At 62.6% G+C, this 508-nt stretch carries 1 protein-coding gene; it reads right to left on the reverse strand.

The annotated features are described in order from the left end of the window. On the reverse strand, positions 1-508 hold a 508-nt coding region (locus J5M56_RS24400), incomplete at both ends, for an ATP-binding protein (protein WP_243430895.1).

The following is a 508-nucleotide window of genomic DNA, read 5'->3' on the forward strand; positions in this document are numbered from 1 at the left end:
CCCGACATGCTGGCCTTCGTGCCAGAAATGCTGACGCCCCTCGACCTGCACAATGTCTTCCGGCGCCAGATCGCACATGCGTTCGATGTGCGCCAGCGGGAACGCGTAAGCCTCTTCACCGACTTCCACCACCAGACTGCGCACCACCGAAAGCGTCAACGGCACCTCCAGATGGAAACGGCTGCCCTCGCCCGCCGTCTGCTCCAGCACCACGGCCCCGCGCAATTGGCGGACCATATGCTGAACAGCGTCCAGTCCGACGCCACGCCCGGACACTTCGGTAACCTTGTCGCGCAGGCTGAATCCCGGCAGAAACAGGAAGGTCAGCAGTTCTTCTTCGCTCAATTGCGCTGCGGTTTCGGCTGGGGATAACTGCCGTTCGACGATGCTGCGGCGGACTTTCTCCAGATCGACGCCACCGCCGTCATCGCTCAATTCCAGCACCAGCAAACCGGCCTGATGGGAAGCGCGCAGGCGAATAAGGCCCTCTTCCGGCTTGCCCTTGAGC

Origin of the sequence: Pseudomonas sp. 51_B (genome assembly GCF_017491595.1) — a bacterium.
Lineage (GTDB): Bacteria > Pseudomonadota > Gammaproteobacteria > Pseudomonadales > Pseudomonadaceae > Aquipseudomonas > Aquipseudomonas promysalinigenes.